This is a genomic window from Clostridioides sp. ZZV15-6598, from assembly GCF_020657705.1.
Classification (GTDB): Bacteria; Bacillota; Clostridia; order Peptostreptococcales; family Peptostreptococcaceae; genus Clostridioides; species Clostridioides difficile_F.
The window spans coordinates 48412-72444 of the sequence record NZ_JAGWCS010000003.1; the positions used below are offsets into that span (position 1 = coordinate 48412).

Here is a 24033-nt window from a genome sequence, read left to right on the forward strand (position 1 = left end):
CTTTTTCTCTATTTCTATCTATTACTCACTTATATTTACTTAGAATTAATATTATAACATAAAAATTTTGCTAATATTAAAGTTTATATCTTGTAAATTATATACAAAAAGACTATAGATAATTTAAACAAAATGAAAAACTACCCATAGTCTATATTTTTTACTTATGTATTACTTATATTGTGGTACTTCAAAGACTAAACTACTTCCACCACCATAAAGGCCAATTAAATTTTCCATAATTCCAGAAATTCCATTAGCCCAATTTACATCAGTTGCATATTGGTGCCATGTATAATCATAATTCCACTTCATCTTGTAAATAGTATTTTGATTGTACTTAGAACTATTTACATAGTTTTGAGATATCCATTTTGCAGAACCATCTATTGTAGCTTCAATACTAGTCCATCCATTAGAATATGCTGCCTCTGCTCCTGAAACATTAGCACTTTTATCTATTGCTCCTATTCCAAAAAAATTATACACTTTAACTGGATTACTAAGAGCTTGTCCTTTATAAGAAGTCAATGTTTGACCTTGTGCAAGTGTAGATTTACCATAAGCAGTTTCCCACATAGCATGAGATACTAGATATACTACATCTATATTATACTTCTTAGCAGCATTTATAAATGCTGCTCCTTGATTCTTAAATACACTAGAAGATAATCCATTAAGGTACGAATTTAAACTTGACTCTGAGATGCCACCTCTATAACTATTAATCTTCAAAAATTGCATCATACCTTTTGTAGTATTTGTAAAGTTTTTAGGATTTAAATAATATTCTATATCACTTGAACTAGCATTTACAAATGAACTTGTTCTTTGTGCCGAAAATGTACTAAATTCAGGACTTGGAGCACTTTTTCTATTACCTGGAGCAATTACATTCCCTCCTGCTGTTGCTTTCTCAACTTGTTTACTTATATGAGAAGTTAACGTGTAGCTTAGAGATTTATAATCAATCTTAGCTCCACTTATATTTGCCATACCATTTACTTGTCCTGACGTTGTAGAATCATTATTTCCATTATTGTTGGAATTGTTATCTGAGTTATTATTTGCATTGTTGTCTGATGTATCTGTTGAATTAGATAAATAATTTCCCACAACAAAGGCTTCTTTATTATTAAAATTAATTTTAGCCCATCCACTACTTTCCGACAGTACAGTTACTTTACTTCCTTTATATACCTTTCCTAACTTACTATATGTAGAACCTGGACCACTTCTTACATTTAAAGAAGCTGTATTTACAAATTTGTTAGTATCTTTTTTATCAGTACCTTGGCTAGAATCATTTGTATCACTCTGACCTGCATCTGACAAATACATACTAGATACATATCCATCTTTTCCATTATACTTTATTTTTGACCATCCATTAGATTCTGATATTACTTCTACCTTACTTCCTTTTGGCAACTTACCTAATACACCATAGCTTGTATTTGGACCACTTCTTACATTTAGTGAAGTTGTATTTACTTGCTTAGTTTTTGATTTATTAGTTGAGCTTGATACATCTCCTAGATAAGAGCTAGATACATAACCTAGTCTTCCATCATATTTGATTTTTGACCAACCATTGCTTTCAGATATTACTTCTACTTTTTGTCCCTTTTTCAATACAGTTATAACTCTATAGCTTGTTCCTGCTCCATTTCTCATATTTAAACTATTTGAAGTAACTTGTTTTTCTTTATTTGTAGATGTTCTTAAAAAATCACTATTAGATTTTGCTATATATTTTGATGAAGCCCAACCTTCTTGTCCAGATTCAGCTTTTATTTTATACCATCCATTAGAAGAGTCTTTTATTAAAACTTTATCATCTTTTTTAGCAACAAAAGATATACTACTTTCGGCAGTTGGTTCATTTCTTACATTTAAATAATTTATAGTCACTATACCTATTTCTCCATCAGCATGTGCATTTACCATAGTTAATGGTAATACAGCTAATGTTGCTAAAGCTGCTTTTTTCTTCACTTACTTCCCCCGCCCTTCTTTTAACACTAAAACAATTTTAATATAATTATACGACAACTTATGATTTTAGTAAATATTGTCTATTTATATTATGTATACATTTCATTTATACTTTCTTTATTTTCATTTCTGATTTTAATTTATATATTGAAAAATATAAATTTTTTTAGCTTGTATAATTTTATTTATACCCACTCTTTAAATTGATTTGTAAACATTAAGAAAATACTCAGAATCTAATAAAGTAACATAAACTTTATAATATGTAGTACAATCTATATATAATAATTTTGGAGGTGTAGATTATGGATGCAAATAACCTAAAAGACTTAATATCTAATCATAATAATATAGTATTTTTTGGTGGAGCAGGTGTTTCAACTGAATCTAATATACCAGATTTTAGAAGCTCTACTGGACTTTTTAGTCAAAAACTCAATAAACAATTTACTGCTGAGCAATTAGTTTCACATACTTTCTTTGTTAAATATCCAGAAGAGTTCTTTGAATTCTACAAGGATAAACTAATATATCCTAATGCAAAACCTAATAATGCCCACATAGCTTTGGCAAAACTAGAAGAAATGGGAAAACTTAAGGCTGTTATAACTCAAAATATTGATGGACTTCATCAAATGGCTGGAAGTAAGAATGTTTTAGAACTTCACGGTTCTGTACATAGAAATTACTGTACTAATTGTGGTAAATTTTTTGATTTAGATGCTATGCTAAATCTAGGAGGTAACATTCCTCATTGTGATGATTGTGGCTCTATAGTAAAACCTGATGTAGTGCTTTATGAAGAAGCTCTTGATAGTGATGTTATTACTAAGACAATTTCTGCTATAAGTAATGCTGATTTACTGATTATAGGAGGTACATCATTAGCTGTATATCCAGCAGCTAGTTTTATAGATTACTACAAAGGTAAATATATTGCTCTTATTAATAAAGCAAACACAGTTTATGATAAATCTGCATCTCTTGTAATTAATAGACCTATTGGAGAAGTTCTATATGAAGCTGTATTAAGACAAATATAGATTTATTTCACTATTTTTATTATATATATGAGTTTTTATGTTGAATTTAAAGTTTGTTTTTAGTATTATTTTTGTTATGGTGTTTTAGTATAAATATATAATTTGAAAGGAGCTTTTTATGAAACTAAAAACTATATCTTTACCAGAGCTTAATAATTTAGACCCAACACTGGAGTCTACATTTATCAAAATGGGTGAAGAACAAGGCGAATTAGCTGAATGCATAGGCAAATTCAGAAATCTAAGTGGAGAAAATAATGACTTAGATGAAGTTGATATTATAAAGAAAACTGCTAAAGAATTGATGGATGTAGCCCAAACATGTGTAACTATGATGTTTAAACTAGAAGAACAATATGGTATTAATCTTGATGAAATACGCAAAGAACATATAAAAAAACTAGAAAAAAGAGGCTACATAAAAAATATAGATAAGTAAAACTGTTTGTTTAAATATTTATCAAAATAAATTTAAAATCTGAAAGATTTAATGTCTATGTAGATTTGCTATTAAATGGTATCTCAAAATGATTTTTTTAAATCGTAATTGAGATACCATCTTTTGTTTTATTTGTATATATTATTTAATGTTTTCACAAACAATTAAATTTTATCCAGTATAACAAATTTTTTGTTAGCAAGGTTTTATTTTTAACTTCTATATTGTTCTCTCTTATTTTCATAAATTTTACTATATTCTTCTACAGCTTCATCCCATGCTTCTATATCTGTTATTCCCTTTTCAATTGCTAATAAATGAACTATCTCAGCTAACTTTGATGCTGATTCTATTATTCCCATTTGTTACACCCTCTCTATTGTCAAATACTTACAAAAACTGTTAATTAGTTCTAATATTTGTTATTATTATTCCCCAAAACTTTAATAAATAAAAATATTTTTATTTTTTGACATGATTCTAACATACCCACGAAAGTTAAAATTTTTATTTCTTTAAAATTTCTATATAAAATCTTAACTTTATTAAATTTTTTATATATTAAATTGATAGAGGATGAATATATTTATATAGGTACATATTAATTTATTATAGGAGAGAATGCTCTATGTTTAAAATTTTTCTTTTTTCTAGTGAACAGTTTGTAAGTCTTTTTATATTTGGATTATTTCTATATCATTGCCCAAAGCTAACAAAAAATATTTTACCCTATAGTTACACAGTTGAAAAAATACTTTGCACCTTAATGGTAATAGTTGTTGCTTTAGAACAAATTTTAATTATTTCTTCAGGGAATTATAGCACCTTGAATTCCTTACCAATTGGAATTAGTCATATTTGTATATACATATGTATAGCTATATTAGCTTTTAAACAGTATCATTTTTTTAACATATTTTTTTCTTGGAGTTTAGTTTGTTCTGTTGGAGAACTTATTTTTTCTAAAAACTTAGGATATGAATTTCCTAGCTTCATATATTTTCTATTTATCTTCTCTAAATGTTTGATAATATATGCAAATATTTATATGGTTGATGTAAGAAAATTTAAAGTTAACAGACATGCATTTAGAGATAATTTTGTAATTTGTCTTATTTACTTTTCATTTATATTTTTACTAAATACATTTACTGATTCACAATATTACTATGGCTTTTTAAGTTACAATACAACTACCATTTTCATATTTATTTTTGCTACTAGCATTGTGTACATACTTCCTCTTTTATCCAATATAGACACCTTCATCCTTGAAAAAAAGAAAAAGAGTAAATAATTTATTTAAATTTATAAATAAAGCCACTTAGACATTTTTTAAGTTTTAAAAATATCCAAGTGGCTTTACACATTAAACTATAGTTTTTGTATTATATAATTTTATATCTCTGCTAAATAATACAATGTCCTAACAGGCTCTCCTGTTGCTCCTTTTGCTTTATATCCCTTTGATTTTGATGATGTACTTGTACCTGCTATATCCATATGTATCCATGGAGTACTGCCAACAAATTCTCCAATAAAGGCTCCTGCTGTTATGCATCCAGCATTTTTACCTCCAGTATTTTTAAGGTCTGCTTCTTCTCCCTTTACCATATTTTTGAACTCATCATAAAGTGGCATCTTCCAGACTCTTTCTCCAGATAAAGTAGATGCTTTTTCCAATTCACAATAAAAATCATCATTATTTGTTACTACAGGAGTTGCAACATTACCTAATAATGTTAGAGCTGCACCAGTCAATGTTGCTACATCAACAACTTTTGTCACTTTTTCATTATTTATAATGTAATATATTGCATCGGCTAATGTAAGTCTACCTTCTGCATCTGTATTTAAAACTTCGATAGTTTTTCTTGCCATAGAATTAATTATATCTCCTGGTTTGTATGAACCTCCTGATAAAGCATTTTCACATGCAGCTACTACTGCTATAACATTTTTCTTTAATTTACTCTGAGATATGGCACACATAGCTCCTATTACACTTGCAGCTCCAGCCATGTCTGTTTTCATATCTAGCATAGATGAATTTGATTTTAAAGAATATCCACCAGTATCATAAGTCAATCCTTTACCCACTAGACCTAGTATATCTGCATTTTCTTCATCTCCAAAATATCTCATTACTATAAATCTTGGTTTATTAACTGAACCTCTTGATACAGCAAAAAAAGCTTCCATACCCAATGCTTTTATTTTTTCTTCTTCATAAACATCAACATTAAATCCATACTCTGCTCCAAGTCTAACTGCCTCTATTGCCAATGTCTTTGGGTATATTATATTTGATGGTTCGTTAACTAGATTTCTCGCTATTATAGTTGAATTAGATAGTATTCTAGCTTTTTCTATTTGACACTCTGCTTCTTTTCCAGTAAATATAATTATATTGTCTATTTTTTTTTCTTCAAAATCTTCACTTTTTGTCTTATATTTATCAAATTTATAGTTTCCAAGCAATATTCCTTCTGAAAAAGCACCTATCTCTTCTATATCTAAATTAACATTTATTATGTTAATATCATTATTTTTACATGCTTTATTTCTCAACATACCTTTTATTTTTTTACATAAGTTGCCCCCTATGATTCTAAGTTTTTCTTTATCTAAAGATTCTTTCTTGCCAAGGCCAACTAGACAAAGGTCTATTAGATTGTCATTTTCAAGCAATGTCACAATCTCTATGTTATTTTCTTTGGCACTGAAGTTTTTACTTACAATATTTAATTTATCAAACATTGTAGAAACATTCTCATCTTCAAACACAGTAATTACAGTTATAGCATCATCTAAGCTTTTTAATATTTCTTTAGAACATTTTATCTGCATATCAAATTCTCCTTTTTAAAATAATTGCTCAATTATATTTCTAGAGTCTTCCAAAGAAGCAAATAATTTATCTTTGTTTTCTACATCTAAACAGTTCATTTTATCACTTATTATGGATATAAATTTTAATATTTCATCGTCTAGTGTTTTTTCTCCACTTTCAGTTATTCCATAGAAAGTATTTCGTCTATCCCTACTATCTTCTTCCCTATATACATACTCTTGCTCAACTAACTTATTAAGTAATATACACAAACTAGAAGTAGATACATGTAAATCTCTACTTAAATTTTTAAGTTCCATTTTATTATGTTTTCTTATACTTACTAAAGCAAAAAATTGCCTTTCTGTAAGTACTTTACCTTTTTTATATCTTTCATTATTAATAATCTTTATTAAATTATGAAAGTTATTCATACTTTCCAACAACAAAATAGATAACTCTTTATCACTCATAAAATTCACCTCAAAATTAATAATTGGGACTCCCTCTTATCCCCCAAATATGTTTATATATCTCTAATATAATACTTCTTTTCTTTTTATAATTATACTATAGATAAACTTTATTATCCATTTAAATTGTTTTAAACTAAAATATTATTAGACATAAAATAAAAAACATTTAAATTACATTATAAAATAGTGAGACTTATATCAATCTCACTATTTTATTTAAGGCTATATTTTATTTTCAAAAGTATTCTAATCTTATACTACATATTGTTCTTGTCTGGATTTTTATTATTTTGAGATATATTCTGAATTTTTTCTAATACTCTAGGAGTTATAGACAGTATATTATCTACTAGATTAATATTACTATCTAAGCTCATTATTCTAGTTTCTCCACTTTCAACTACTACAAATGCTACGGGTTGTACAGATATAGCTCCTGCACTACCTCCTGCAAAATTTGTATCTGCTTTTTCACTTTTTATTTCAATATTTTTATCTTTCTCATCATATCCTTTTGAATATTCTCCTCCACCTATACCAAATCCAATTGTTACTTTTGATATAGGGACAACTACTGTAGTATCTGTTTTTATAGGGTCTCCTATAATAGTATTTGCATCTATAGAACCTTTAATAGTTTCAAGAGTTGTTTCCATAAGACTTTGTATCGAACCTGTTGCTCTCATTACTATCACCTCCCTTATAATTTCCTTTATTTTTATTCATAACTTTGTTAACCATTATTATAAAGTGAAATAAATCTTTTATTCTTGACCTTATATGTATCCTTACATTTCCCAAAAAGTAATCTTTTGTAAAATTTGGATTTACATTTAAATATATTTTTTCTGCATCGATTATATTAAATAAATTTCCATATAGAGTATTTATTAATACATACACAGAAGATGTCACACCTATATTTTTAGTTCCAAAATCAATGTTTGAATAAAATTCATGTATTTTTATCTTTTTTAATAGTCTATAAACACTTAAAAGGTCATCAGCTAATAATATACTAGAGTCTATATTATTCTTCATCCCCTCTTTTTTATCATTATTTTTACTATTTTCAGCTGGGTAGAGTTGTCTATTTATATTTATTAAATCAAACATGTATTTTATATTAAGTTTTAAACAAACGTCTTTATTGTTTATATCTGCTATTAATAAAATATTTATATGAGACATAAAAAACAATATAATTATACTTATTATAAAAATTATTGCTATTATTAAATATTTAAAATTAAGTAATTCATTAATCTCCATGTCTATATTATCTTCAAAAAATTACTATTTATACTTAATTATCCATATTTATTTTACCAAAACTACTTTTTTATATTTACACAAAAAAACACAATAACTTAGATTATTTTAAACCTTCTAAAAAATTTAAAACTATAAACTAAATTACTGTGTTCTTTATATTTTTATTTTAAAAGTAACGTTTCTATTGTAAAATTAACATTATTTTTGTATAACATTTTATTCATTTGTTACTGCTTCTTGATAAGTTTCTATAGCAGGCAACTCTTCAAGGCTTTCTATATTTAACAGCTTTAAAAATTCATCTGTTGTCTTATAAATTATTGGTTTTCCTATTTTATTAAGTCTACCAGCCTCTCTTATAAGTTGATTTTCAAATAGAGTTTGTAGCACCTTATCACATTTTACTCCTCTTATATCTTCTATCTCTGCTTTTGTTATTGGCTGTTTATATGCAATTATAGTAAGAGTCTCTAGTGTAGCTTGACTCAAACTTTTCTTTTTCTTTGGCTCAATAATTTTTTTTATATATTCTGCATAGTCTTCATTTGTACACATTTGATATTTATTTTCCAATTTTATTATCTGAATGCCTCTATTTTTTTCTCTATACTCATCAATAAGTAAATTTAACATAATCTCTATCTCTTTTGATGAAAGTTCTTGATTTATTATATAATTTAATTCTTTTATACTTATTGGGTCACCATATGCAAACATAATAGATTCTATAATACATTTTATATCTTCTCTTTTCATTTTAACACTCCGAACTTTTTCTTATTAAAATATCATCAAAAAATATATCTTGTACCACTACTATTTCTTTTTCTTTTATAAGCTCCAATATAGATAAAAAAGTAGCAATTATTTCATCATTTTCATATGATTTTATGATATTTGTAAAAGTAACTTCTATTTTCTCTTTTATAACATTTCTTATATACACTATTTTTTCTTCCACAGATATTATCTTTTTTCTCACTATTTTATCCAATTTTTCATCATTAGTACTTTCAATTTGTGATGTTTTAACCTTAAATATGTATGGAAGTATATTTTTTATTGCTTCTATTGATATATCTTCTAAATCCACATTATCATCAATAATTATTTCTTCTTTGGTTCTATAAAATCTTTCATTAATATAAGTTATATTTTCCTTTATATCTTGTGATGCTATCTTAAATTTTCTATATTCTTCTAATTTCTCCATAAGTTCTATTCTTGGGTCTTCTTCTTCATCCTTTTGTTTGTAAAGTAAGTATTTAGATTTTATCTCTAAAAGCTTAGATGCCATAGTTATAAATTCGCTAGTTATCTCTAAATCCATTTTATCTAACATTTTTAGATAATTAAGATATTGTTTAGTTATATCTATAATTGATATATCTTTTATATCTATCTTATGTTTAGTTATCAAGTCATACAGCAAATCTAATGGTCCCTCATAGACTTGTAATTGTATATTATACTTCATATTAATCCCTCTTTAAGTTGTTTATTTTATTAAACAAATAAATATACTATTCTTAGTAATACGGTATATATTGGTGTTAATATTATTTGATATATACCTGTAAATAAAGCAATCAACAAAATTATATAACTCATATTTTCAAATTTATACACATATTCATTCCATTTATATGGAACAAGTGTAGATATAACTCCCCACCCATCAAGTGGAGGTATAGGAAGTAAATTAAAAGCTGCAAATCCCATACTATATAAGAATACATATTCAGCTATTGTATTTATCGCATACATGTGCACATATTTATTTATAATGACACAGACTATAGCGGTCAGAACATTACAGAAAACACCTGCAAGTGAAACTATCAAATTGCCTATCTTGTAATTTTTAAAGTTATTAGGATTTACTGGGACTGGTTTTGCCCATCCTATTCTAAGAATAAACATAGCCAAAAGACCAATTGGGTCGACATGTCTTACAGGATTTAATGTCATTCTTCCATAAGCCTTAGCTGTATCATCACCTAATAAATGTGCCGAGTATGCATGACCAAACTCATGTATTGATATTGCCATGGCTATACCAACCAAACTTGCTACGATTTCTCCTATATTCATACTTAACATTAATGTACATCTCCTAAATTAAATTTTTAATACTATTATAACAATTAAATAACTTATAATCAAAATTATTTTATATTATAATAATTGTGTGTATAGGCATAAAATTAAAATTCATTTTTTATTTTATAACTTTTATTATTATATCATATTAGCCGTAAAAATATAATAATTACACTTATTGGTAGTACAATATTATATTGACATAAACTGACATTATTGTTATCTTATTGGTGTATCACAGATGAAGGGAGTAACACAATGAATAATACTATAGAAAATAATGAACTTAAATTTAGATACGCAGTTGAATCAGATACTGCCCTTGTATTAAAATTTATAAAAGAACTTGCTTCTTATGAGAACATGTTAGACGAAGTTATTGCAACTGAAGAAATACTTAATGAGTGGCTATTTGTAAAGAAAAAAGCAGAGGTTTTAATTGGTGAATATAATGGAAATGATGTGGGCTTTGCTTTATTTTTTCATAATTTTTCAACATTTCTTGGACGTGCAGGAATTTATTTAGAAGATTTATATGTTCAGCCAGAGTTTCGTGGAAAAGGATTTGGCAAGGCTTTTCTAAAAAAACTAGCTAGTATTGCTATAGAACGTGGATGTGGTCGTTTAGAATGGTGGTGCTTAGATTGCAATAAACCAAGTATAGATTTTTACTTATCAATGGGTGCAGAGCCAATGAAAGATTGGACAGTATATCGTATTGCTGGTGATACCCTTGATAATCTAGCAAAATAAATTACATATAAATATTATTTAATTTGACAACTAAAAAAATTAAGTTGTCATTTTTTTAGTTGTTCTTAATTTTTAGTCAATATCATACAAGAACTACAAAAAAATATATGTTACACTTTATACAATATGAAAGGAGGTTGTTCAGGTGAAACAAGAAGAACGCACAGTATGTTTTGATAGTGAATTAGAAATTGAAGCGTATAGATTTAAAGGTATTATGCAAAATTTTCCAAACCATTTTCATGAGCATTATGTAATTGGTTTTATAGAAAAAGGTCAAAGATATTTATCATGCAAAAACAAAAAGTATACTACAAGCACAGGAGATTTATTACTTTTTAATCCTTTTGATAGTCATACTTGCGAACAAATAGATAATGAAGTTCTTGATTATAGATGCATTAATATTAAACCAGAAATAATGCAAAAAGCTGTCTTAGAAATTACAGGTAAAAATTATTTACCTAAGTTCAATCAGCAAGTAATATTTCGTAGTGAATTAGTACCTTTACTACAAGAACTACATCATATAATTATGGAAGAACAATTAGATTTTAAAAAAGAAGAAATATTCTTTTTCCTAATTGAACAATTAGTCAATGAATGTACAGAACCAGTTTTACAGTCTAACTCAGAAAAAATAAGTACAGAAATTCAAATAGTCTGTGATTATTTAGAAAATAATTATGCTGAACGTATAGCACTTGACGAGTTAAGTTATCTAGCAAAAATGAATAAGTACTCACTACTTCGTAATTTTACAAAGTTAAAAGGTATTACACCCTATAGATACCTTGAAAATATACGAGTAAATAAAGCTAAGAAACTTCTAGAACGTGGAATAGAGCCCATAGATGCTGCTATACAAACAGGCTTTGTGGACCAAAGTCACTTTACAAATTTCTTTAAAAACTTTATTGGTCTTACACCTAAACAATATCAAAATATCTTTATAAATGATGATAAAAATAACTTTAAAGAAGATGAAAAGGAGAATTAAAAAATGGAAAATAAAAATGTAAAATGTGTTATGGTAATAGATGAAAATTTACCAATGGGTATTATATCAAATACAGCAGCGGTAATGGGAGTTACACTAGGTAAATATACTCCAGAAATAGTAGGCCCAGATGTAATTGACAAAACAGGTAATAATCATTTAGGAATTGTTGCTATACCTGTACCTATCTTAAAAGGAAACAAAGAAATTATAAAGGATTTACGTAAAAAATTATATACTCCTGAATTTGAAGGATTAACTGTTGTAGATTTTTCAGACGTTGCACAAGGTTGTAATATTTATGAAGAGTTCACACAAAAAATTGCCACTGTCCAAGAAGATGAACTACAATATTTTGGTATAGGAATATATGGAAACAAAAAGCAAGTAAATAAACTTACAGGTAGCATGCCTTTACTTAGATAATCATTGCAAATATATAATTATAACAAATTTTTATATAATAAATAAAAATACCCATATAGTACTTCTATACGGGCATTTTTTATGCGAATTATAATTGTATCTTATTGCCAAGGATTATATCATATTATCAATTATTCTTTGAAGCATTTGTAGGTAACTTGCCTTATTTATATCTTTAGTATTTATTAATTCTACTTCACCTATTACTTTTTTATCTTTACATATTTTTATCTTTCCTAAAACAGTACCTTTTTTAATTGGCATTTTAGGATTTTTTACTATTTCTATTTTCTTCTCAAACTTTTTAGAACTTCCTTTTTTAATAAGAGCATTTAAGTCTTCTTTAGCAACCAATTTGACTTTATTTTCATCAGCCTTGTCTAATGTAAGTGTAGCTATATTATCTCCCTTACTACATAGCTTAACGCTTTCATAATTAGCAAATCCATAATTTAAAAGACTAGATGCATCATTAAATCTTTCGGGAGAAGTTTCTGCACCCAAAGTTGCCGCAACTAAATGAGTATTACCTCTTTTTGCTGATGCTGATAGACAATATTTAGCTTCTTGAGTAAATCCAGTTTTAACACCAGTAGCTCCTTGATAATGCTTTATAAGCTTATTAGTATTTGCAAGGCCTACTGTAACTTGCTTTTTACCTACTACAACTTTATCCATCCATGTAGTTAAGTATTTGCTTATCATTTCATGTTTTAACAATTCTCTAGACATTAAAGCTATATCATGAGCAGATGTATAGTGATTTGCTACAGGAAGCCCATTTGTATTTGCAAAATGAGTATCATTCATGTTTAACTCTTCTGCTTTAGAATTCATTCTATCGACAAATCCTTCAACACTTCCAGCCAGGTGCTCAGCCATAGCTACACAAGCATCATTTGCAGAAGCAACAGCTATACCTTTTAATAAAGTATCAACTTTTTGAGTTTCTCCTGGCTCTAAAAATATTTGACTACCACCCATACTAGATGCAGTTTCACTCACTTGCACTTCATCATCAAGTTTAAGATCACCTGAATCCAGAGCTTCTACAATAAGTAACATTGTCATTACCTTTGTTACGCTGGCAGGAGGAAGCTTTTTATGAGCATCCTTTTCATATAAAATTTGTCCACTACCAACATCCATCAAAATTGCCGATTTTGAAGATATATTTAGTTGGCTGGCATCAGCGTTGTCCTTACTATTTGCAAAAGAAAAACTCAAAGGAGTAAATGCAAGTAATATAGCCAAAGCAGTACTAGCTAATTTTTTCATAGATGTCACCTCTTAAAGTTTATTTAAACTTATTTTCTCACAATTAACTTTTTTTATTCTAAATGCCTAGATATACCTTGACCTAAATTTTTTTTCTTTTCAAGCTTTTTAAAATAACCTTCTAAAACACCTTTATTAGATGCATTTTCTATTATTTCAAAAGCATCTTCATAATTCATTCCATATTCTCCTGCTATTTCCATCTTAGTTTGTTTTAAAGCTTTTCTAGCATTTTGTTTTGAAATATTATCCATAAATATCCTCCTATTAATAAAATTTATATATAAGTAGTTTTTACTAATAAAAGATTGTTATAATTGGTATTTTATGTAATATGTAAATTTTTCAATATTAAAAAGACCTCTTGCAATTCTTAAGATAATATCAATTTAATCTTTGATATCATTTTAAAAATTACAAGAGGTCTATTTTTCAATTTTATAAACTTTATATCCTATACTTCCATTATTATAGGAAGTATCATTGGATTTCGTTTAGTTTTTTGATATAAATATTCTTTTAGGTTTTCTTTAATATTATTCTTTAAATAAGCCCATTCTTTAATATTTTTCTCTTCACACTCGTTTAGAACGTTTTTGATTATATCCTTTGCTCCATCCATTAAATCTTCAGACTCTCTTACATACACAAATCCTCTAGATATTATATCTGGACCTGCTAAAACTTTGCCTTCATCTTTAGAAATAGTTACTACAACTATCATAAGACCATCTTCTGATAAGTGCTTTCTATCTCTCAAGACTATATTTCCTACATCTCCTACACCTAATCCATCAACTAGTATGTTTCCTGTTTGTATACGATTTGCTACTTTAGCAGAGTTTTTATCTAACTCTAAAACATCTCCTGTTTGCATAACAAAAATATTTTCTTTGTCCATACCAAGTTGTTCAGCTATTTCAGCATGTCTTTTTAACATTCTATATTCACCATGAGCTGGCATAAAAAACTTTGGTCTAACTAATGCATGTATAAGCTTTAATTCTTCTTGACAGGCATGTCCAGAAACGTGTATATCCGCTATATCACTATATACTACTTCTGCTCCTTTTTCAAATAAGAAGTTTATTACTCTTGATATTAATTTTTCATTTCCTGGTATTGGATGAGCAGATATTATAACTAAATCGCCACTCTTTATTTCTACTTTTTTGTGTTCTGAAAAAGCCATTCTAGCAAGAGCTGACATAGGCTCACCTTGTGAACCAGTCGTTATTATCACTAACTCGCCATCTTCATACTTGTATATATCATTTAAATCTATTAGCATATCGTCAGAAATATCTAAATATCCTAATTCTTTGGCAACTCCAACTACATTTACCATTGAGCGACCTGATATAGCAACCTTCCTATTAAACTTTTCAGCTGTATTTATTATTTGTTGTAATCTGTGTATGTTAGATGCAAACGTAGCAACTATAATTCTTCTACCATTCCCCTTTGCAAATAACTCATCAAGACCTACTCCAACAGTTTTTTCAGACATAGTAAATCCTGGTTTTTCTGCATTAGTACTATCTGCTAACATTAAAAGAACTCCTTTTTTGCTCAACTCACAGATTCTATGCATATCCATAACATCACCATCAATTGGAGTCAAGTCAATCTTAAAGTCTCCTGTATGGTATATTATCCCTTGGTCTGTGTGTACTGCAATAGAGTAAGCATCTGGTATACTATGGTTATTTTTCAAAAACTCTACTTCCATATTATCAAGCTTTATAACTTGTCTTGGAGTTATGACATTTAACTTAACATTATTCATCTTATGTTCTTTCAATTTTACTTGTATAAGACCTATACTAAGTCTCGCTCCATATACAGGAACATTTATCTTTCTTAGTATATATGGAAGAGCTCCTATATGGTCTTCATGTCCATGTGTAATAAATATACCTTTTATTTTATCCCTGTTTTTGACTAAATAAGTTATGTCTGGTATAACTATATCTACCCCTAACATTTCATCTTCTGGAAAACTAAGTCCAGCATCTATAACAATTATTTCATCTTTATACTCAACAACAGTCATATTTTTTCCAACTTCGTTAAGTCCACCTAAAGCCATTACCTTTATCTTGTTGGTGTTCTTTTTGAACAATTGCATCATCTCCTTCTGTCTATTTAATTTTTTAACACGTTCTACAATCTTAAATAATATCAAATCACGCACTCGCTACCAGTTATTCTTATTGTACCATAATTCGTATCATATTTTAAGCTATATTTAAAATACATTTAACGTATTATTTTGACAAACCTATTTTATTTTGATATCCTCTAAATATTATATGATTTAATATCTGATATTTTAGGAGGATTTATGCGTGGTAAAACTCATTGTGCAATAGGAATTTTAACAGCTATCCAGACATCTTTATTTTTTAAAATTCCTATATCTCTAGTAGATATTTTAGTTTCAGCTACTTTTGCAGTACTGCCCGATTTGGATAAATCTAATTCTATGGTCTCAAATTTCATTCTAAAAAACAATATATCCAAATACATATATAGAATTTTTATATATGCTATTAATATTATTATTTTCTTTATTTCAATAAATATAAATGATAATTTTTATTTAAGTGCAATAATTACATTTGTTGCAATTATAATTATTGAGGCAAAACTAACCCATACATTTCTGAGAAAAATCTTTCTATCATTAATATTTATACTATTAGCTATATGCTTATACATCGTAGAAGTTGAAATATATTTTATAATTTTTTGTCTAATGTTGTCAATTTTTCCCTGGCTAAAGCACAGAAGTTTTTCTCATAGTATATTTGCAACCATCATAATATATTTTTTACTAAAACAAATAGAATTAATCACTAGTATTAATAATTTATCTTTTTATGGAACACTTGGCTATGCAAGCCATATGTTTTTAGGGGATTTATTTACAAAACAAGGAATACCACTTTTTTATCCATTAAGTGAAAAAAAAATTTCCTTAGGATTTTTAACAGTCGGAGGACCATTTAGTAATTTTATAGAAAAATCATTTATTTTCATACTTATAGGATTAATTATATTTTCAATATTAAAATTATAAAAGGCTTTAAAGCTATTTATCTTTATACTATATATTCAAATTTATAATAAAAAATGGAAGAATAGCATAGAATATAAAAGCTCTACACTATTCTTCCATCAACATTAAATTACAGAAGAATTATTCTTCTGAATCACTTATTTTATTACACTCATCACATAATCCATAAAATTTAACATCATGATCAAGTATTTTAAATTTGTACAATGATTGTATTTCTTTTTCTATATTGTCTAAAAGGTCTTCTTTAGCTTCCATTATCTTTCCACAATTTTTGCAAATAAGATGATGATGATTATGACAGTCTTCTTTATGTAGACTAATCTCATATCTTATACACCCATCATCTAAGTTTAATTTTGATATTAATCCTATTTCGTCTAATAACTGCATTGTTCTGTATACAGTAGCTAGGCCTATTTCAGGACAGTCAACCCTAACTAAATCATAGATTTCTTCACTACTTAAATGTGAATGGTCATGTTGAAGCAATATCTCAACTATTGCTCTTCTTTGTGGCGTAATCTTAAAACCAGTTTCTTTTAACTTGTCTTTTAATAAATCCATTGTGTTTGCCATAACATCACCCTTACTGTTTTCAATTGATAATCTTTATTAAATAATATTGTAATTGATAATTCTTTTTTTGTCAAGACATTTGAAAAAATTTAAGTTCTTCTCATATTATAAATATATACCCATAAAAGATATATTATTCACCAAAATCTATAAATTTTTTAATAAAAAATAAAAAAACAGATATATACTATAAATACTTTTTACAATTAATAATTCTTAATTAAAGTAAATACAGTAAAATACCTGATTTTTTATATACAAACTTAATTATTTACCTAGTTAAGTCCATTTGATTCATCTTCGTCGTAATTTAAACCTTCTTCTTCCATTATAGCAGTATACACAGCTACAACAGTTTCATACTCTTCATCACTTTCTAAAGGTATTAGTATTTCTCCTTCTTCATCTTCATCAATTCTAAATATTAAAGCTTCTTCAGCCTCTTCATCATCTAAAGGCATTAATATTGCATATTCTTTTCCTTCTGCTTCTAATGTTAATATTATTTCAAATTGGCTTTCTACACCATTTTCATCGATTAAATTTATTATATTTTCTTCCATAATGTCATTCACCTCAAATTTATTTTTATTTTTATTATTTATATTATATATCATAAGTATTCAATTTTATAGCTATTTTATGAATTTATTTTAAAATCTAAATATCCTTGTAAAATTATTACTGCTGCTAGCATATCTATAACCTTTTTTCTTTTTTGTCTACTAACATCTGCTTCTAACAAAGATCTCTCTGCTGCTACTGTAGAAAGTCTCTCATCCCAAAAATCTACATCAATTCCTGTTTCTTCTTTTAATAATTCACAAAACTTGATTACCTTTTCTCCTTGTGGTCCTAAAGTACCATTCATATTTTTTGGTAATCCTGATACAATTTTATTTACTTGTTTTTCTTTTATTATAGCTTTTAATTCTTCAATATCCTTCTTCTTGCCAACTCTTCTTACCGTTTTTATACCTTGTGCAGTTAATCCCATTAAATCACTTACAGCAACTCCAATAGTTTTATCTCCAACATCAAGACCCATTATTCTTCCATCTAACATATTTTCTCCTTTTATTTACCTTATTTTATAAAACATATACATTTCATTAATTACAAAAATTGCAATATGAATTTTTGATGTAAGCTCTTTGGTTTACATTAATAATCATATTGCAATTTTTTATTCAAAGCATATATACATTAAAAAATTTTTAGTTATTTTTTTCAAATATTATCATGTTTATGCTTATTATTATAAGTGGTATAAGTATATATATAGATGCTGTAGATGCAGCAACTATACCAGAATCATTAACTAAAAGAGTAATTATACAACCAACCATAGATGCAATGAATCCTTTAAACAAAATTGGAAAATTATTCATTATCTTTCTAAAATGTCTAGATGGTTTAAATATAAGTACTGCAATCACAGCAATTCCCACAAGTAAAATATTTACCCATACACTTGTCTGTGCTAATTGCATATTCATTTGAATTTTTCTTCCAAATGTTTGTAATATCTCTCCTGGTCCATTTAAGAAAATTCTTTGTACAAACATACCTAAATGAGATTCACTACCTGAGATTATATCTAAAGCTGCAAATGCACAAACAACAACTACAGCTGAAATAGCTAATAGTGCAACTTTTTTAATGTCTAATTTAACATCATATATAAGCATTATAAACAACAAATATGCTACACATTCTGATATCGCTCCACCGACATTTGCCCCCATAGAAGGATATGCACTAGTTATAAGTATTATTAATGAAAATATTACAACAAGTGGCTTAGAAACCTTCTTGTAATGTAATAAAACTGCTAAACCAAATACTGCACTTGCTATGGTTACACCTTCATACTCATTTCCTACACCATAGTATCTAGCACCAATAACAGCATCATAACTCATTATATTATTTTGCATTAAGTACGTTCCAAATACAGAATCTATAACTATAACTAAAATAGTCAGTGTTGCAAAAAATCCCATATGTTTTATATCATTGTCTTTAAATAACTTTCGACCTAATAAGTATAACACTAGTGTAGTTACAAATATTCCCAAAGATATTGTAATTGGGGTCTTAAAATTCATCAAAGGAGCCAACATAAATGACAGAGGCATTATTATACCCAATTTTATAAACTCCTTAAGTACTTTGAATACACGCTCTTTATGTGGCATGTAATTTCTAAAGAATATTGCAAACATTGCAATTACCCAAGAAGCAGATATTACACCTACAAATCCATTTATGATACTTGACCTTATAGATGATATAGATACTATCTTTTTATAAAGTGATTGTAGGTAACTAGCATTATCTTCTCTGTCAACCAAAGTATAACTTCTACCTACCATTTCATCATTTTTAAGACCAAACTCATTTAATATATCCACTCCAACATCTAAGTTTGCAACAATACCAGCTTTTCTTGTTGTAGCAGATTCCAATAGGCCCTTTCCTTCTCCACTAAATTTTATTATTGGAGAAAGTCTTCTCTTATTTTTATAATCTAAATCACTTGGAAAAGCACTTGATATATAAACAGTATCATTTTCTCCAACCATAGAAAATACTTCTTTAAGATATTTATCTATATTTTTTACAATATTTTTCTTCATTGCAGCATAAGTATTATCATTTAGATTCAATCTATACATATCTAATCTATATGTATCTCCAAGTTCTACAAATATAGCATCACTATTTTTATAAGACTTTTTAGTTTCATCTAATAACTTATTGTAGTCTGTAACTATTCCAAACGGCATCTTAGAATCTTTTTTGTTAATATCATCAATATTACCAGAATCGATTCTTCCATATTGATCCATAGCAACTAAACATAAATTTCTATTTTTAACCAATTGGTTATTTTCAATTATATCAGCATTTCCAATTACTGATGTTTTTAATCCATTTTCTGATAAAGTTTTTCCTAATGAACCTAAGCTTGCTCCATATTCTCCATACTCTAGATTTTCATTTATTGACCTATTAATACTTAAATTATTTATCTCTTTAGCTTTTTGACCTGTTGCAACTTCAAAAGTTTTAGCAGTATCTTGGTCTACTTTTTGAAAATTGATATAGTCTTCAGTAGTTACATCAGCTCTTGTTCCTGCACCCATACTAGCATAAGACCTTCTATCATCAGTACCTTGATCTCCTCTTATATTCATAAGAGCTATATGGCCTCTCTTTTCTAGCTCACTCTTTAGGATTGGAACCTTTAACATGCTTCCAAGATTGGTCCTATTCATATCAATAAATATGACTTTGCCCTTTTCTTCAGCAGAACTGTAGCTAACAGTTGATACAAAAATCATAATAACTACTGCCAACAATGACATAATCTTTTTTCTCATTTATTTGACCTACTTTCTATTCAGATAGTGCGTGATTACTTCTTCAAGTATCTCATCTCTTTCAAATTTTTTAATTATAGCTCTTGCATTTTTATGACTAGTTATATAACTAGAATCGCCAGAAAGGAGATACCCTATAATTTGATTTATAGGGTTATATCCTTTTTCAACTAGTGCTTTATATACAAAATCTATTGTGTCTCCCACACTCATTCTATCTTCTGGTATTCCTTCAAATTTCATAGTGTAGTCTAAATCGTTCTCCAAACTAAAAACCTCCTTAAGTGAATGTTATTTAACTTGTGTCTTAATAACCTCACTTGCATAGCTTAGAGCTTGGTCAACCTTAGATATGTCACTAGCTCCTGCCTGTGCCATATTAGGTCTTCCTCCACCTTTTCCTCCAGCTATTTTTGCAACTTCTCTAACTATATTGCCTGAATGTATTCCTTTATCTAATACATCTTTAGTAGCAGTAACTACAAAGTTAACTTTATCATCTACTACATTTGCCAATACTACTACACCAGAGACAAGCTTATCTCTTAAATTATCTGCTGTTTCTCTTAGTGTATCCATATCCATACCTTCAAATTTATTAGTTATTAAGTTAACTCCATTTACTTCAAGCTTAGAATCAAAAATAGAATCAGCTGATTGTAAACTCATTTTAGTCTTTATATCGTGTAATTCTTTAGATAAATTTTTATTTTCTTCTAATAAAGAACTTATTCTTTGAATTAAATTATCTTCTTTAGATTTTAAATTTACACAAACTTCAGATATAATTCCTTCTTTTTCTTTTAAGTATTCATAAACAGCTTTTCCTGTTATTGCTTCTATTCTTCTTACTCCTGCTGCAACTCCACCTTCAGACAATATTTTAAACATTCCTATCTGAGAAGTATTTGTCAAGTGAGTTCCTCCACAAAGTTCTGTAGAATAATCTCCCATAGAAACTACTCTTACTTCATCACCATATTTTTCACCAAATAGTGCTGTAGCTCCTTTTTCTTTTGCTTCTTTTATATTCATAATATCACATTTTATGTCTAAAGATGATAAAATAACATTATTTACTTTTTCTTCTATCACTTTTAATTCTTCATTTGATATAGCTTCAAAATGAGTAATATCAAATCTTAATCTATCTGGAGTAACTAAAGAACCAGCTTGATTAACATGCTCTCCTAATACTTCCTTTAATGCTTTATGAAGTAAATGTGTAGCACTATGGTTTCTTGCAGCAGACATTCTAACATCTCTATCTACTAATGTCTTTACTTTATCTCCATTGCTTATTTTTCCTGATTTTATTATACCTATATGTTTTATACTATTATTAGCACCTTTTTTAGTATTTAATACTTCTACTACTAAATTTTCATTAGTTATTAATCCACAATCACCAACTTGTCCTCCACCTTCAGGATAGAAAGTAGTATTGTCTAGTACTATAGATACTTTATCGCCTTCTTTTGCATTTTGAACTAGTTCATCCTCTTTAACTATAGCTTCAATAGTTCCTTCACCATATAATTCACTATATCCATTAAACATACTATCTATAGTAGACTCTAATTTTGATAGAGGGTCTTCCTTCCAACTTTCTCCATCCATATTTCCTCTAGCATTTCTAGCTCTTTCTTTTTGTTTTTCCATTTCTTCATTGAAAGACTCTTCATCTACAGATAAATGTTCTTCTTCTAAAATTTCTTTAGTTAAGTCTATAGGGAAGCCATAAGTATCATACAATTTAAAGGCTTCTTGACCACTTAAAACAGTTTTTCCTTCATTCTTTAATACTTCTATATATGAGTTCAATATTTCTGTTCCTTGGTCTATAGTTTCATTGAATTTTTCTTCTTCTATTCCAACAACTTTTTTAATATAACTTTCTTTTTCAACTAAAACTGGATATGCTTTATCATTTACCTTTATAACTTCATCTATTAGTTTTTGTAAGAATAATTCTTTTACACCTAATAGTTTACCATGACGAGCAGCACGTCTAAGAAGTCTTCTAAGAACATATCCTCTTCCTTCATTTGATGGAAGCACTCCATCACTAACTAAAAATGTTACAGCTCTTATATGGTCAGTTATTATTCTTATTGATATATCATTTTTTGGATTTTCTCCATATTTTACTCCTGTTAACTTTTCAACTGCTTCTAATATAGACTTAATAGTATCTACTTCAAAGATAGTGTCCACACCTTGCATGATACATCCCATTCTTTCAAGACCCATACCTGTATCTATATTTTTACTTTCTAATAGACTGTAGTTTCCTTCTTCATCTCTATCAAACTGAGTAAATACATGGTTCCAGAACTCCAGATAGCGGTCGCAATCACAGCCTGGTTTACAGTCTGGATTATCACATCCATATTCTTCTCCTCTATCAAAGTATATTTCTGAACAAGGACCACAAGGACCTGTACCTATCTCCCAGAAATTATCATCTTTACCAAGTCTAACCATTCTTTCTTCTGGGAAATTCATTTCTTTTGCCCAGATATCATAAGAGTCATCATCTTCTTCATATACAGTTACCCATATTTTATCTTCTGGTATACTTAGCCATTCTGTGACAAATTCCCATCCCCATTTAATTGATTCTCTTTTAAAGTAATCTCCAAATGAGAAGTTACCCATCATTTCAAAGAAAGTAGCATGTCTTGCAGTTATACCTACATTTTCTATATCTCCAGTTCTTATACATTTTTGAGATGTACACATTCTTAAACTTGGAGGTACTTCTACACCTGAAAAATAGTTTTTTAAAGGTGCCATACCTGAGTTTATAAGCAATAAACTCTTGTCATTATTTGGTACTAAAGAATAGCTATCTGCTACATAGTGACCTTTTGACTCAAAAAATTCTAAAAACTTACTTCTTATCTCGTTTAGTCCCATCTTTTCCATATTATGTTCCTCCTAATAAATTATATTTTTTCGTTTAAATAAAAAACCTCGTCCCTATAAATAAATTTATAGGGGCGAGGACAATCGCGGTACCACCCTAATTATCATAAAAAATTATGATATCTTCGGAAAACCTTAGCTATAACGTAACTACCGTCAATCTCTACTTAAATCTACCTTTTAATTCAAGGTACATTGTTCAAAATTGCTACTAAAAGGCTGCTTCAAATATTTTATTCTAAGGGCTTTCAGCATGTTCCCTCTCTCTGTAAGACATCAAATACTTTACTATTCCTTATCACTGTATTTGTTTTTAATTAATATAATAATTATATTACTAAATTTTACAAAATTAATCAATACTATATTTTCATATACAATAAATTTATTTTATAAACTTTGTTTTAGATTTATAGACTATATTA

The 24033-nt window shown here is 27.8% G+C and carries 24 protein-coding genes and 1 other annotated feature; of the genes, 6 read left to right on the plus strand and 18 right to left on the minus strand.

All coding sequences use genetic code 11. The features are described from left to right. Positions 1-171 precede the first annotated feature (171 nt). Complete coding sequence (locus KGF50_RS01010; protein WP_227846414.1) at positions 172-1998, minus strand: SH3 domain-containing protein; 1827 nt, start codon at positions 1996-1998, stop codon at positions 172-174. Positions 1999-2303: 305 nt separating this feature from the next. Between KGF50_RS01010 and KGF50_RS01015 the strand changes: the two genes are divergently transcribed. Continuing rightward, positions 2304-3041: an NAD-dependent protein deacylase gene (locus KGF50_RS01015; protein WP_227846415.1), complete on the plus strand. Its 738-nt coding sequence runs from the start codon at positions 2304-2306 to the stop codon at positions 3039-3041. Positions 3042-3159: 118 nt separating this feature from the next. Continuing rightward, complete coding sequence (locus tag KGF50_RS01020) at positions 3160-3480, plus strand: MazG-like family protein (protein ID WP_009905401.1); 321 nt, start codon at positions 3160-3162, stop codon at positions 3478-3480. Positions 3481-3692: 212 nt separating this feature from the next. Here the strand turns inward: KGF50_RS01020 and KGF50_RS01025 are convergent, their stop codons facing one another. The 8 genes from KGF50_RS01025 to KGF50_RS01065 form a co-directional block, all read right to left on the minus strand. Then, positions 3693-3842 carry a hypothetical protein gene (locus tag KGF50_RS01025; RefSeq protein WP_227846416.1) on the minus strand — a complete coding sequence of 50 codons (150 nt, stop codon included), beginning with the start codon at positions 3840-3842 and terminating at the stop codon, positions 3693-3695. 1036 nt (positions 3843-4878) lie between these two features. After that, complete coding sequence (locus KGF50_RS01035) at positions 4879-6330, minus strand: leucyl aminopeptidase (RefSeq protein WP_227846418.1); 1452 nt, start codon at positions 6328-6330, stop codon at positions 4879-4881. A gap of 15 nt (positions 6331-6345) precedes the next feature. After that, positions 6346-6786: a MarR family winged helix-turn-helix transcriptional regulator gene (locus tag KGF50_RS01040; RefSeq protein ID WP_227846419.1), complete on the minus strand. Its 441-nt coding sequence runs from the start codon at positions 6784-6786 to the stop codon at positions 6346-6348. A 260-nt stretch (positions 6787-7046) separates the two neighbouring features. Beyond that, a complete protein-coding gene (gene ytfJ / locus KGF50_RS01045) occupies positions 7047-7475 on the minus strand; it encodes a GerW family sporulation protein (protein WP_227846420.1) in 429 nt (142 codons plus the stop codon). After that, positions 7429-7980 carry a DUF2953 domain-containing protein gene (locus tag KGF50_RS01050; RefSeq protein ID WP_227846421.1) on the minus strand — a complete coding sequence of 184 codons (552 nt, stop codon included), beginning with the start codon at positions 7978-7980 and terminating at the stop codon, positions 7429-7431. The genes ytfJ and KGF50_RS01050 overlap by 47 nt, the downstream gene beginning before the upstream one ends. A 300-nt stretch (positions 7981-8280) precedes the next feature. Then, on the minus strand, positions 8281-8820 hold the full coding sequence (gene scpB / locus KGF50_RS01055) for an SMC-Scp complex subunit ScpB (RefSeq protein ID WP_227846422.1): 540 nt from the start codon (positions 8818-8820) through the stop codon (positions 8281-8283). Position 8821: 1 nt separating this feature from the next. Next, positions 8822-9541, minus strand: a complete 720-nt coding sequence (locus tag KGF50_RS01060) for a segregation/condensation protein A (RefSeq protein ID WP_227846423.1) — start codon at positions 9539-9541, stop codon at positions 8822-8824. Between the two features lie 29 nt (positions 9542-9570). Then, entirely contained in the window at positions 9571-10167 is a 597-nt protein-coding gene (locus KGF50_RS01065; protein ID WP_227434204.1) for a site-2 protease family protein, read from the minus strand. Positions 10168-10425: 258 nt separating this feature from the next. Here KGF50_RS01065 and KGF50_RS01070 point away from each other — a divergent pair, with 258 nt between their 5' ends. The 3 genes from KGF50_RS01070 (at position 10426) to KGF50_RS01080 (ending at position 12346) form a co-directional block, all read left to right on the plus strand. Then, on the plus strand, positions 10426-10920 hold the full coding sequence (locus KGF50_RS01070) for a GNAT family N-acetyltransferase (protein ID WP_227846424.1): 495 nt from the start codon (positions 10426-10428) through the stop codon (positions 10918-10920). A gap of 145 nt (positions 10921-11065) precedes the next feature. Beyond that, positions 11066-11920 carry an AraC family transcriptional regulator gene (locus KGF50_RS01075; RefSeq protein WP_227846425.1) on the plus strand — a complete coding sequence of 285 codons (855 nt, stop codon included), beginning with the start codon at positions 11066-11068 and terminating at the stop codon, positions 11918-11920. A 3-nt stretch (positions 11921-11923) separates the two neighbouring features. Next, the gene (locus tag KGF50_RS01080) at positions 11924-12346 is read left to right on the plus strand and encodes a DUF2000 domain-containing protein (RefSeq protein WP_227846426.1); all 423 of its coding nucleotides are present in this window, start codon (positions 11924-11926) and stop codon (positions 12344-12346) included. 114 nt (positions 12347-12460) lie between these two features. Here the strand turns inward: KGF50_RS01080 and KGF50_RS01085 are convergent, their stop codons facing one another. The 3 genes from KGF50_RS01085 to KGF50_RS01095 all read right to left on the minus strand — a co-directional run bounded on the left by KGF50_RS01085 (position 12461) and on the right by KGF50_RS01095 (position 15755). Further along, entirely contained in the window at positions 12461-13624 is a 1164-nt protein-coding gene (locus KGF50_RS01085; RefSeq protein WP_227846427.1) for a D-alanyl-D-alanine carboxypeptidase family protein, read from the minus strand. 53 nt (positions 13625-13677) lie between these two features. Continuing rightward, on the minus strand, positions 13678-13878 hold the full coding sequence (locus tag KGF50_RS01090; RefSeq protein ID WP_227434199.1) for a CD1290 family small acid-soluble spore protein: 201 nt from the start codon (positions 13876-13878) through the stop codon (positions 13678-13680). A 200-nt stretch (positions 13879-14078) separates the two neighbouring features. Then, on the minus strand, positions 14079-15755 hold the full coding sequence (locus tag KGF50_RS01095) for a ribonuclease J (protein WP_227846447.1): 1677 nt from the start codon (positions 15753-15755) through the stop codon (positions 14079-14081). Between the two features lie 216 nt (positions 15756-15971). Here KGF50_RS01095 and KGF50_RS01100 point away from each other — a divergent pair, with 216 nt between their 5' ends. Next, positions 15972-16709: a metal-dependent hydrolase gene (locus KGF50_RS01100; protein ID WP_227846428.1), complete on the plus strand. Its 738-nt coding sequence runs from the start codon at positions 15972-15974 to the stop codon at positions 16707-16709. 120 nt (positions 16710-16829) lie between these two features. On the opposite strand, the gene KGF50_RS01105 is transcribed toward KGF50_RS01100, so the two are convergent. From KGF50_RS01105 to alaS, 6 genes are all read right to left on the minus strand, one after another. Beyond that, complete coding sequence (locus KGF50_RS01105) at positions 16830-17288, minus strand: Fur family transcriptional regulator (protein ID WP_227434196.1); 459 nt, start codon at positions 17286-17288, stop codon at positions 16830-16832. 275 nt (positions 17289-17563) lie between these two features. Next, positions 17564-17851 carry a DUF1292 domain-containing protein gene (locus KGF50_RS01110; RefSeq protein ID WP_009889069.1) on the minus strand — a complete coding sequence of 96 codons (288 nt, stop codon included), beginning with the start codon at positions 17849-17851 and terminating at the stop codon, positions 17564-17566. Between the two features lie 77 nt (positions 17852-17928). Continuing rightward, positions 17929-18354, minus strand: a complete 426-nt coding sequence (gene ruvX / locus KGF50_RS01115) for a Holliday junction resolvase RuvX (RefSeq protein WP_227840400.1) — start codon at positions 18352-18354, stop codon at positions 17929-17931. A 151-nt stretch (positions 18355-18505) separates the two neighbouring features. Further along, positions 18506-20677: a hypothetical protein gene (locus KGF50_RS01120; RefSeq protein WP_227846429.1), complete on the minus strand. Its 2172-nt coding sequence runs from the start codon at positions 20675-20677 to the stop codon at positions 18506-18508. A gap of 9 nt (positions 20678-20686) precedes the next feature. Next, the gene (locus KGF50_RS01125) at positions 20687-20944 is read right to left on the minus strand and encodes an IreB family regulatory phosphoprotein (protein ID WP_227846430.1); all 258 of its coding nucleotides are present in this window, start codon (positions 20942-20944) and stop codon (positions 20687-20689) included. A 24-nt stretch (positions 20945-20968) separates the two neighbouring features. Then, complete coding sequence (gene alaS, locus KGF50_RS01130; RefSeq protein WP_227846431.1) at positions 20969-23608, minus strand: alanine--tRNA ligase; 2640 nt, start codon at positions 23606-23608, stop codon at positions 20969-20971. Positions 23609-23675: 67 nt separating this feature from the next. After that, positions 23676-23919: a binding site (T-box leader), on the minus strand. Between the last annotated feature and the right edge of the window lie 114 nt (positions 23920-24033).

What these genes read in the sequence shown, in the direction of transcription:
- KGF50_RS01080 (WP_227846426.1), top strand. Translation starts at nt 11,924, where the DNA reads ATGGAAAATAAAAATGTAAAATGTGTTATGGTAATAGATGAAAATTTA.
- KGF50_RS01070 (WP_227846424.1), top strand. Translation starts at nt 10,426, where the DNA reads ATGAATAATACTATAGAAAATAATGAACTTAAATTTAGATACGCAGTT.
- ruvX (WP_227840400.1), bottom strand. Translation starts at nt 18,354, where the DNA reads ATGTTAGATGGAAGAATAATGGGTCTTGATGTTGGAGATAAAACTATT.
- KGF50_RS01085 (WP_227846427.1), bottom strand. Translation starts at nt 13,624, where the DNA reads ATGAAAAAATTAGCTAGTACTGCTTTGGCTATATTACTTGCATTTACT.
- KGF50_RS01060 (WP_227846423.1), bottom strand. Translation starts at nt 9,541, where the DNA reads ATGAAGTATAATATACAATTACAAGTCTATGAGGGACCATTAGATTTG.
- ytfJ (WP_227846420.1), bottom strand. Translation starts at nt 7,475, where the DNA reads ATGAGAGCAACAGGTTCGATACAAAGTCTTATGGAAACAACTCTTGAA.
- KGF50_RS01040 (WP_227846419.1), bottom strand. Translation starts at nt 6,786, where the DNA reads ATGAGTGATAAAGAGTTATCTATTTTGTTGTTGGAAAGTATGAATAAC.
- KGF50_RS01065 (WP_227434204.1), bottom strand. Translation starts at nt 10,167, where the DNA reads ATGTTAAGTATGAATATAGGAGAAATCGTAGCAAGTTTGGTTGGTATA.
- KGF50_RS01120 (WP_227846429.1), bottom strand. Translation starts at nt 20,677, where the DNA reads ATGAGAAAAAAGATTATGTCATTGTTGGCAGTAGTTATTATGATTTTT.
- scpB (WP_227846422.1), bottom strand. Translation starts at nt 8,820, where the DNA reads ATGAAAAGAGAAGATATAAAATGTATTATAGAATCTATTATGTTTGCA.
- KGF50_RS01015 (WP_227846415.1), top strand. Translation starts at nt 2,304, where the DNA reads ATGGATGCAAATAACCTAAAAGACTTAATATCTAATCATAATAATATA.
- KGF50_RS01090 (WP_227434199.1), bottom strand. Translation starts at nt 13,878, where the DNA reads ATGGATAATATTTCAAAACAAAATGCTAGAAAAGCTTTAAAACAAACT.
- KGF50_RS01105 (WP_227434196.1), bottom strand. Translation starts at nt 17,288, where the DNA reads ATGGCAAACACAATGGATTTATTAAAAGACAAGTTAAAAGAAACTGGT.
- KGF50_RS01100 (WP_227846428.1), top strand. Translation starts at nt 15,972, where the DNA reads ATGCGTGGTAAAACTCATTGTGCAATAGGAATTTTAACAGCTATCCAG.
- KGF50_RS01050 (WP_227846421.1), bottom strand. Translation starts at nt 7,980, where the DNA reads ATGTCTCATATAAATATTTTATTAATAGCAGATATAAACAATAAAGAC.
- KGF50_RS01035 (WP_227846418.1), bottom strand. Translation starts at nt 6,330, where the DNA reads ATGCAGATAAAATGTTCTAAAGAAATATTAAAAAGCTTAGATGATGCT.
- alaS (WP_227846431.1), bottom strand. Translation starts at nt 23,608, where the DNA reads ATGGAAAAGATGGGACTAAACGAGATAAGAAGTAAGTTTTTAGAATTT.
- KGF50_RS01020 (WP_009905401.1), top strand. Translation starts at nt 3,160, where the DNA reads ATGAAACTAAAAACTATATCTTTACCAGAGCTTAATAATTTAGACCCA.
- KGF50_RS01095 (WP_227846447.1), bottom strand. Translation starts at nt 15,755, where the DNA reads ATGCAATTGTTCAAAAAGAACACCAACAAGATAAAGGTAATGGCTTTA.
- KGF50_RS01110 (WP_009889069.1), bottom strand. Translation starts at nt 17,851, where the DNA reads ATGGAAGAAAATATAATAAATTTAATCGATGAAAATGGTGTAGAAAGC.
- KGF50_RS01025 (WP_227846416.1), bottom strand. Translation starts at nt 3,842, where the DNA reads ATGGGAATAATAGAATCAGCATCAAAGTTAGCTGAGATAGTTCATTTA.